General features: G+C 36.7%; 7 protein-coding genes. 4 read left to right on the top strand and 3 right to left on the bottom strand.

Going from position 1 to position 8,598, the window contains the following annotated elements:
* Nucleotides 1-1,333: 1,333 nt before the first annotated feature.
* Both MT391_RS20185 and MT391_RS20180 read right to left on the bottom strand, forming a co-directional pair.
* Nucleotides 1,334-2,050, bottom strand: a complete 717-nt coding sequence (locus tag MT391_RS20185) for a 3'-5' exonuclease (RefSeq protein WP_166373385.1) — start codon at nucleotides 2,048-2,050, stop codon at nucleotides 1,334-1,336.
* Between the two features lie 9 nt (nucleotides 2,051-2,059).
* Nucleotides 2,060-3,934, bottom strand: a complete 1,875-nt coding sequence (locus tag MT391_RS20180; protein ID WP_299668985.1) for a DUF294 nucleotidyltransferase-like domain-containing protein — start codon at nucleotides 3,932-3,934, stop codon at nucleotides 2,060-2,062.
* Between the two features lie 512 nt (nucleotides 3,935-4,446).
* On the opposite strand from MT391_RS20180, the gene MT391_RS20175 reads away from it, so the two are divergent.
* The 4 genes from MT391_RS20175 to MT391_RS20160 all read left to right on the top strand — a co-directional run bounded on the left by MT391_RS20175 (nucleotide 4,447) and on the right by MT391_RS20160 (nucleotide 7,972).
* A complete protein-coding gene (locus tag MT391_RS20175; protein ID WP_499499836.1) occupies nucleotides 4,447-5,136 on the top strand; it encodes a CDP-alcohol phosphatidyltransferase family protein in 690 nt (229 codons plus the stop codon).
* Entirely contained in the window at nucleotides 5,129-6,061 is a 933-nt protein-coding gene (locus tag MT391_RS20170; RefSeq protein ID WP_499499835.1) for a phosphatidate cytidylyltransferase, read from the top strand. The genes MT391_RS20175 and MT391_RS20170 overlap by 8 nt, the downstream gene beginning before the upstream one ends.
* Before the next feature lie 111 nt (nucleotides 6,062-6,172).
* Nucleotides 6,173-6,832 carry a lysophospholipid acyltransferase family protein gene (locus MT391_RS20165; RefSeq protein WP_499499834.1) on the top strand — a complete coding sequence of 220 codons (660 nt, stop codon included), beginning with the start codon at nucleotides 6,173-6,175 and terminating at the stop codon, nucleotides 6,830-6,832.
* 192 nt (nucleotides 6,833-7,024) lie between these two features.
* Nucleotides 7,025-7,972 (top strand): LysR family transcriptional regulator, encoded by a 948-nt coding sequence (locus MT391_RS20160; RefSeq protein WP_499499833.1) that lies wholly within the window; start codon nucleotides 7,025-7,027, stop codon nucleotides 7,970-7,972.
* A gap of 114 nt (nucleotides 7,973-8,086) precedes the next feature.
* Here the strand turns inward: MT391_RS20160 and MT391_RS20155 are convergent, their stop codons facing one another.
* Nucleotides 8,087-8,437, bottom strand: a complete 351-nt coding sequence (locus MT391_RS20155) for a DUF3316 domain-containing protein (RefSeq protein ID WP_499499831.1) — start codon at nucleotides 8,435-8,437, stop codon at nucleotides 8,087-8,089.
* Nucleotides 8,438-8,598 lie beyond the last annotated feature (161 nt).

The raw sequence follows: 8,598 nt of genomic DNA, 5'->3' as shown, positions 1-8,598 counted from the left end.
GGTGGGAAATAAATTTCCTTTATTGCAAATTATTTTGTAAACCGTGTGTTTATTCATCTGTTATCACCTTTACAACAACCGTCATGTTTTACGCTTTATCGGTCGTTGTTTATGAAGATAATAGTCTTCATGAGGTTAATAGCAGGTTAAGAAATGACAAATAATTGAATTCATTTGTGCATCGTAAAGATGGTGATACGGATGGAATGAAGAAATGGTTCACTTTGTGGTGCTAATGAATAAACCCAGCAATAACAGTAGTTAGATGTGTTTTTTATGATTGGAAGGATAATGGTCAGCTTGTTTTTAAAGTGAAGATAAGCAGCTATGAACGGATAAATATATCCTTTTTATCAAGCAGACAAGTCAATGAGGGTAATGCTCATAAGCACATTGCGTGGTAATGAAATTTAAATAAAAAAGCCAATAGAAATAAACAAAATACTAACAAGAATTAAAGAACTGAGCTTATTTATTGTATTTGTAATTACCTGAATAAGGCTAAATAATTTGTTGTCATTTACTTATAAAAACAAAAAAACAGTATTAAAAAAAGAAATATCTTTTGCTGTAAACTACTTAAGATATGCATTTTCACACTCAATAAATAGATCAATTTTATTAAAAAAACAGTTAAAAGGTGAAACTTATTTGCGGAGTTAAAAAAATTTTTAAGAATTTAGTTTATAAATTTGAATACATTTTAATAGCGATAGTACGATTTAATGGTGTCCATAGGTCACCATTAGCAGATAACTAGAAAATAACCAATAATTGCAGCGTTAATTATAGATTTGATGATGGATTTCTTACTATATTCATTATTAGGTTGAGTGCTAGACGAGTCTAAAAATTATAAAAAGATCCGTTTTAATGTTGAACCCACCAAGCTACTTTATGCCAATGTAATATAAAATATAAAACTGAGAAGTGAATTGATACTGGTGTAACGGAGAGGTTCTAATGAGTTAAGTTGTACCTTTATTCACATCTTTCATGTTTGCTTCTACTTTTACCCTTGGAATACCGACTAGAAAATCCTGCTTACAAAGCTCTGTTTGCAAATCCCTGTTTACTATATTAAATAGAGTTATAACTTTAGAACATAACTAGTTACTTGAGGGGGGAGATACTGGCTTATACGCTAGTAGTAGATCGGAAATGTAGATCAACCATGAAAAGAACTTGCTAGCAATAGAACGTAATAGTATTAGCACTATTGTTAGAAAGGCCAATGCTGTTGTTAGCAAGTAACTTTATCGATTTTGTAGCTGCTAAAACTCTATAAGCACTTTCAAACTATGCCCTTTTCAAACTATAACAGCTTTCAAAACTACAACCAGAGATCCTTAATTGGCGTATCAGGGCTAAAATGATAGCCCACTTGTGCCTGTAGCAACTCTGCAGTAGCAATTGCATCTGTTAAGGCATCATGTGGCTGATAAGTCGGTAAGTTATAGCGCGTTCGACTTTGCCCTAGGCGAATCGAGGCAGGTTTTTTACCACGTAATCGATTAAAAAATCCAGCTGCTAGTTTTCTTTGTATGTTAGATTCGATTTGCATAGTATCAACAACAGGAAAAACAATGCCTTCCTTAAAAAGCGCACGTAAATGCAAATCTAAAAAAGGGCGCTCTATATTACGGTAATGAACAACCACCACTTTACCCGCTAATTGCTCAAGTAACTGATCCAGAATACGCCTTAAGTCCGGAGCGCCTTTTAAATCTGAATGGGTGATCCCATGAATGATAATGGAGTCTTCTTGTAACTTATCTTTAGGGTTAATAAACCAACTTTTAGCTTGATTACAATAAATACGCTTTAAGTTAAAAGGCACTAAACCAATACTAATAATGCTATTTTTCTTAGGATCTAACCCCGTCGTTTCAAAGTCTAAAGCAACAAATTCAATGTCTTGAAGTTTTGTGTCGTCATGGTATGTACCCACATCATAAAATTTCTTTAGGCGTGAATCCTTGCTTAACTGGGCTTTTAACTTCAAAAAAGCAGACCAGTTTAAGACCTCTTTGTTAATAAAATTATACATAGACGATCCTTAAAGAGTGGCGCTATAACGATATTTCAAGAAATTTTGCGCATTACTTAATACTAAAAACGCATCCTTTAAATTTCGTCTTTCAAAATCAGACATATTTTCAGGTTCAATATTATTATCAGGCTCAATATCTGATTCAATATCTAATGCTTGGTGGCGTAATCGTACTAGTGAAATAAGCTCCATGGCATGCTGTAAATCAGCACCTTTAGATTTAGGTAGAATTCCCGCTTCAATAATATCTTCTAAACGATCAAAGGAGTTCTGAGATTGAGAGCCAATGGCTAATGCATGTACGCGAATCAAGTCCGCAAGTGGTGCGGTTCCACGACGTTTTAAGTTTATTGAGTTGTTATGGCGGCCATCGCTCTCCATCACAAAGTCTTTAAAGAAACCCAGAGGTGGTTTTCTATTAAGCGCATTACGAGCCAAACATGCCAAGAAACGATTATTCTTTTTGGCACGTCGTAAAATAAAGGCATTTAAATGTTCTGCCCATTTAATGCGCCCATAAACACCGGTTAAATCAAAGAAAATATTACAATTTAATAGCGCTTTAGGGTTGGGATTATCAATCCAACTGGCGAAGCATTCTTCCCATTCCGTTTGCGTTTTACGGAACTCTGGATTAGTGGCCATAATATCACCAGTACAATAAATGTAACCGCAGGCAGCTAAACCATCACAAACAAAGTGTGATAATTTTTCAAAGTACTCACCGTGTACAGCCGGGTCATAACTATTATCCAGAATAATGGCGTTATCTTGATCGGTTACCATCAGTTGTTCATCACGGGCCATTGAACCTAATGCTAAGAAACAATATGGAATAGGTGCAGGGCCAAACTGCTCTTCAGCTAATTCTAATAAACGTTGTTTAAAGCTACGTCCAATCTCAGACATCGCACGCCCAACCATGTGCGAGTTCGCATCTTCATTCACCATACGCACAAAACAATCTTTCAGCTGTTTTGATAATAGCGCAAGATCTTCGGGGCTTTGTTGTTGGAAAATGCTACTCACAAACAACAAACTATTTTGAGATTCATAACGAATAATGTCAGAGACTTCAATTAAGCCGATTGGTTTTTTATTTTTAAGGACAGGTAAATGATGTACGTTGTTACGTAACATCATCAACATGGCTTCAAAAATATAGGCATTATGATCTAAAGAAATCAGTTCTGTTGACATGACCTCGGAAACGGGGCTATCAATGCTTAAGCCTGCAGCAATTACTTTTGCACATAAATCATGTTCCGAAATCAGACCCACTAGGTTATTCCCTTCACTGTCATCAATGCTAGGGTCGTTAATTAAAGCGGCAGATTGATATTCTTCGGCCATCATTTGTGCAACGGCTTGTACACTTGTATCAATCGGAACAATCAAAGGTTCGCGTGTAATTAATTTTTTTACTTTGGAAGTGGTAAGCGCATTGGCATCGTCACTTTTGCTTTCTACCGCTTGTTTTAAACGCGTACTATCTTCTGCCTCTACAAAGTCAGCAAAGGATTCAAATCGTTCACATAAATCATAAAATACCACCGCTGGAATACAGTATAAAAGGGTGTCTTTGGTAGTTTTAGCGGGAAAACGTACTTTATTATTAGTGAGTAGCCCCATTTGTCCAAATAACTGCCCCTGGTCAAGACGATTATAGAGATTGCCATTACGACGAAATAATTCAACAATGCCACTGCGGATCATATACAACTCGCTAATTTCATCCTTAAAATCGATGATGGTTGTATTGGCACGGAAATAAGATATTTCAACACTTTGTACCACTTCTGCTAAAGCTTCTTCAGGCAGTTCATCAAAAGGGGCATATTGACTGATAAAGTCTTGTATTTCTAATAATTCAACGTCCATTGGCTACTCGTTATATCGGTGAGGGTTTTATGCGATATTACACAACTTTTATTGACTATGTTAGCGGCGACTTATCTTTCCTATCTATTTGTTTAAAAAATATCTTAGCAAGCGTAATAGCTATATTTAACGGTACTTATAACGCCTATTAATTGTTCATAATGAAGTGGTTAATGACAATTAATTTAATTAATAGACAAATCTAGTAATGTTAGAATCCACACTAAATATTAACTTTATGTTGTATAAACCTAAGTTGTCTTAACCAATAATTTAAAGCACTATATTGTTCTCGTGTGTGTACCTTAAATATCACGCTAACATGATACTTTAATTCCCTATTCGCTTTTATCGGTATGACTCCTGTAGAGTTAACGAGGGATCATTAAAATACATATTTGCGGACAGAATTAAAGCCCGTATAGACATTGCTGATAGTGATGGAGTAATAGCTATTGCTCACCATGACTATCAATTGCAGCACCATTAACTGTTATTAATAAGGAAATATAATGACTGACTCAGAAGCTCGCCGTCCTTTAAAAGTGCGTGATTTGACGATTATGAATAAAATAGCGGCGGCTTTGAGTAAACGTAATATTTCACCGAATCAAATATCAATAGCCAGTATCTTTTTTGCACTACTAGCGGGGTTTTGTTTAGTAGCAATAGGTGCTGGCTCAACTATCTGGCTGAGTTGGTTAGCTGCTTTATTGGTACAATGCCGTCTATTATGTAATTTATTTGATGGCATGGTGGCCATGGAAGGCGGAAAATCAACGCCATCGGGTGAATTATTTAATGATATTCCCGATAGAATTGCAGATCCTTTGATATTAGTTTGTGCAGGTTATGCTATTGCTGGCTTACCATGGGCGATTGAGCTCGGCTGGTTAGCCGGATTATTGGCGGTTAAAACGGCTTATGTGCGTGTGTTAGCAACGTCGATGGGCGCGCCAACTTTATTTACTGGCCCAATGGCAAAACAACATCGAATGGCGGTGATCACGGTCGTTCTACTATTACTGCCTATCGAAACATCAGTATTTGCAACACAAGGATATGTTTTACTGCTTGGGTTATGGGTTATTTGTCTCGGTTGTTTACTCACTTTATATAAACGAGCTCGCTCGGCTTACCAATATTTAGAATCGCCAGAGCAAAATCAACACAATAAGCATGAGGATAATACAGATGTTTAATATACCGATTCACTCTTTTTATATGATGACGTTTGTAGTGATCTTACTGATCACTGGTTCTTTAATTCGTTGGCGTTTACAGGTTAAAAATCCTCAAACAGATTACTTAGAACTAAAGCAACGCATTCAATCCTGGTGGTGGATGATTGCCATTTTATTTGGCATTTTATTAGCCTCCACAACGGTTTCTATTATCTTTTTTGCACTGTTGAGTTTTTTAGCGTTAAAAGAATTCTTTTCGATCATGCCTACTCGGCAAGCCGATAGACGTATTTTATTATGGGCTTATCTTGCCATTCCATTGCAGTATTACTGGGTTGCTACCAACTGGTATGGCATGTTTCTTATCTTTATTCCTATCTACGTGTTCTTATTTCTGCCAATGCGAGCAGTATTTATTGGAGAAACTAAAGGCTTCATTCGTTCCTTAGGCACTATTCACTGGGCGGTCATGCTGTCGGTATTATGTGTTAGCCATATTGCATACCTGTTACAACTTACCGTTAAGAATGAGCAAGCGGGTGCATTGGGGTTAGTTTTATTTTTAATTTTTATTACCCAGTTTAACGATGTCTGCCAATACATTTGGGGGAAAACCTTAGGTAAACATAAAATTATTCCTAAAGTGAGCCCTAAAAAAACATGGGAAGGATTTATTGGTGGAGTAATAACCGTCACCCTCATCTCTGGTTTTGTTGCGCCTTATTTAACGCCATTAACTATGGTCCAAGGCTTTGTTGCTGGCACATTAATCGCAATCAGCGGATTTGTAGGTGACGTGGTTATTTCGTCGGTTAAACGAGATCTCGCTATTAAAGACAGTGGGACGTTAATTCCAGGGCATGGAGGGTTATTGGATAGAATAGATAGCCTGATTTATACCGCGCCATTATTTTTCCATTTTCTTTATTATTTACATTATTAACTAGTATCAGGTTAGTAATCGGTATCAGGCGAGGGCAGCCAAAATACATATTACTGTTCATAAAACAAACGCGCTCAAAAATAACAAAGTAGGATTTAATAAGGATTGTTAATGAATCGATTTTTTAAAATATTATTTTTTGCATTATTGGTTAAACCTATGGTTTTGCTGGGTTTAGGCTTAAATGTGTTTTTTAAAGCTAAGTTGCCTAAACAGGGTCCTGCTATTGTTGTTGCAAATCACAACAGTCATTTAGATACTCTCGTTTTGATGAGCTTATACCCATTAAGTCAAATCCATAAAATAAGACCCGTTGCTGCCGCCGATTATTTCCTAAAAAATAAGCTACTTGCTTGGTTTTCATTGAATATTATTGGCATTATTCCAATGCAACGTAAACATATACGCGATACGTCTGCATTATTCGCACAGTGCCATCGCGCATTAGATGACGGAGATATTTTGCTTTTATTTCCAGAAGGTTCTCGTGGTAAGCCTGAACAGCTCAGTGATTTAAAACGTGGCGTACACCACTTAATTAAAAGCAGAAAAACGCTAAAAGTAGTACCAGTAATGATGCATGGCTTAGGTAAAGCGTTACCTAAAGGCGAAATGATTTTTGTGCCATTTAACTGTGATGTAGTGGTGGGCGATGCAATTCCATTTAATGCCGATGCAAAATGTTATATAGACTCCGTTAGCGATGCGTTACATCTGCTATTAGCATTGTGTATGACGCGTCAATCCGTTGTAAAAGATGATTTAGAATAACATTTATCGCGCTAGTTCTTTCAACGTAGTCACTGCAGTAATACGCAAAGGTTATTGTTAAAACTATCGTCAGCCTTTGAGTTAACCATGTATTAAATCCATCGTTAATTCAAAGCCTATACAAAACAGCCACCCATACTGTAACGTTTTCACTAAGTACTATTTATTATCATTTTCAAAAAGGATTTTTTAATGGGAATGTCGACAAGATTAGACTTGTTTATTGATGTTGTTCAACACGGGTCTTTCGCAAAAGCCGCTGGTATAAGGAACATTGACCGATCCGCATTATCGAAACAGATAAAGTTATTAGAAGACGACCTTGGTGTGCGTTTATTAAATCGTTCCACGCGCTCGGTTTCACTGACAGATGCCGGCAAGGAGATATTTAAACAAGCTGAAGCTATGAGAGAATTATTGGCCGATACCCAACGCCTAGCGGATTCCTTTCATTCAGAGCCTAAAGGATTACTGCGAATTACCTGCCCAACCTTATTTGGTAAAATGTACATTCAAAAGGCTGTAACACTGTTTATGGCCAAGTATCCACAGACTCATATTAAATTAGTATTTGACGATAAACGCTCGGATATTATTGGTGAGCGTTTTGATATTGCTTTTCGTATCGGTCCGGCTCGAGATTCAAACTTAATTGCACGCAAGTTAGCGGGAGCTCAAGTTGCAATACTGGCCTCTGAAAGTTTTATTGAAACCTATGGTGAACCGAAAACACCTGAAGATCTTGTTAAACTACCTGCGATTATCTATTCCAACGGTGAGAATACATTTAATAAATTAACGATCTCAGAAAAACCTGGCAGTGATCAAATGCGCAGTCATAATATGGTAGGGCGCCTCGAGGTCAATGAAATAAGCGTTATCATTGATGCATTGCAAGCTGGGTTGGGTTATTCACAACGCGGTTTATTTACCTTAGATAAAAATATTAAAGAGCTAGGGTTAGTACCGTTACTAACAAATTATAAACTGGAGGCAAGGGATTGGGGGATTTACGCTGTTTATCCGCACAGAAACCAAACGTCTCTGGTGAAATTATTTATTGAAATCGTAAAGGAGTTAGTTGGTTCTCCACCGATATGGGACAGCTATATCGATAACTATGATCAAATCTATAAATAGACTAGATACAGAAGTAGGTTACATACAGAAATAAACAAAAAATGCCGCTAACTATGTAAGTTAGCGGCATTTTAGGTGATGAACCTTTTCCTATCGTCAAAACGATAAGTTAAATTAGTTTTGTGTTTTGATTGTAGTGAAGTGGTAATCCACATCAACCACTGCACGGTAAGCAACTTGATCACGTGTTTGAGCGAATTCTTGGATCGTTACTTTTGATTTATCAATCGCTAAGTCTTGTGCTGGTGAATTGGTGATCACCGTTAGCTCGTGACGTAATTCGTTAGCTGGTAATTTTTTTAGACCATCAATGTAATCAAAACCTGCGTCATAAGCGGCTGCTTTATCTGCAAATGCATCAGTGGTGAACATTTTATCTGAATGCACAACTTGTGATGCTGCAAAAGCACTTGAACTTACTAATAATGTTGCCGCGACTGCTGTTAATGTTGTAAATTTTTTCATGAGAAACCCCTTAATCAATTTTTTTCATCAAAATTTTCTTATAAATACTGTTTTTTTATAAGTGATGATATTTATTCTGTCTGTCGCTAGCGCTCATTGGCTTAATTAGCTAGCAGTAGCGACTTAATTTTTTAACGCTAACCGTTAATTAGTTAGTTGAG

The sequence above is a fragment of the Vibrio sp. 1-Bac 57 genome, assembly GCF_037546855.1.
In the GTDB taxonomy this organism is placed as follows: domain Bacteria; phylum Pseudomonadota; class Gammaproteobacteria; order Enterobacterales; family Psychromonadaceae; genus Psychromonas.
Note: the sequence above shows the minus strand (reverse complement) of the source record. Positions and strands in the feature narration are given on the sequence as shown.

Coding starts and splice junctions, on each gene's coding strand:
- MT391_RS20185 (WP_166373385.1), bottom strand. CDS start 2,050: ATGTATAATTTTATTAACAAAGAGGTCTTAAACTGGTCTGCTTTTTTG.
- MT391_RS20180 (WP_299668985.1), bottom strand. CDS start 3,934: ATGGACGTTGAATTATTAGAAATACAAGACTTTATCAGTCAATATGCC.
- MT391_RS20175 (WP_499499836.1), top strand. CDS start 4,447: ATGACTGACTCAGAAGCTCGCCGTCCTTTAAAAGTGCGTGATTTGACG.
- MT391_RS20170 (WP_499499835.1), top strand. CDS start 5,129: ATGTTTAATATACCGATTCACTCTTTTTATATGATGACGTTTGTAGTG.
- MT391_RS20165 (WP_499499834.1), top strand. CDS start 6,173: ATGAATCGATTTTTTAAAATATTATTTTTTGCATTATTGGTTAAACCT.
- MT391_RS20160 (WP_499499833.1), top strand. CDS start 7,025: ATGGGAATGTCGACAAGATTAGACTTGTTTATTGATGTTGTTCAACAC.
- MT391_RS20155 (WP_499499831.1), bottom strand. CDS start 8,437: ATGAAAAAATTTACAACATTAACAGCAGTCGCGGCAACATTATTAGTA.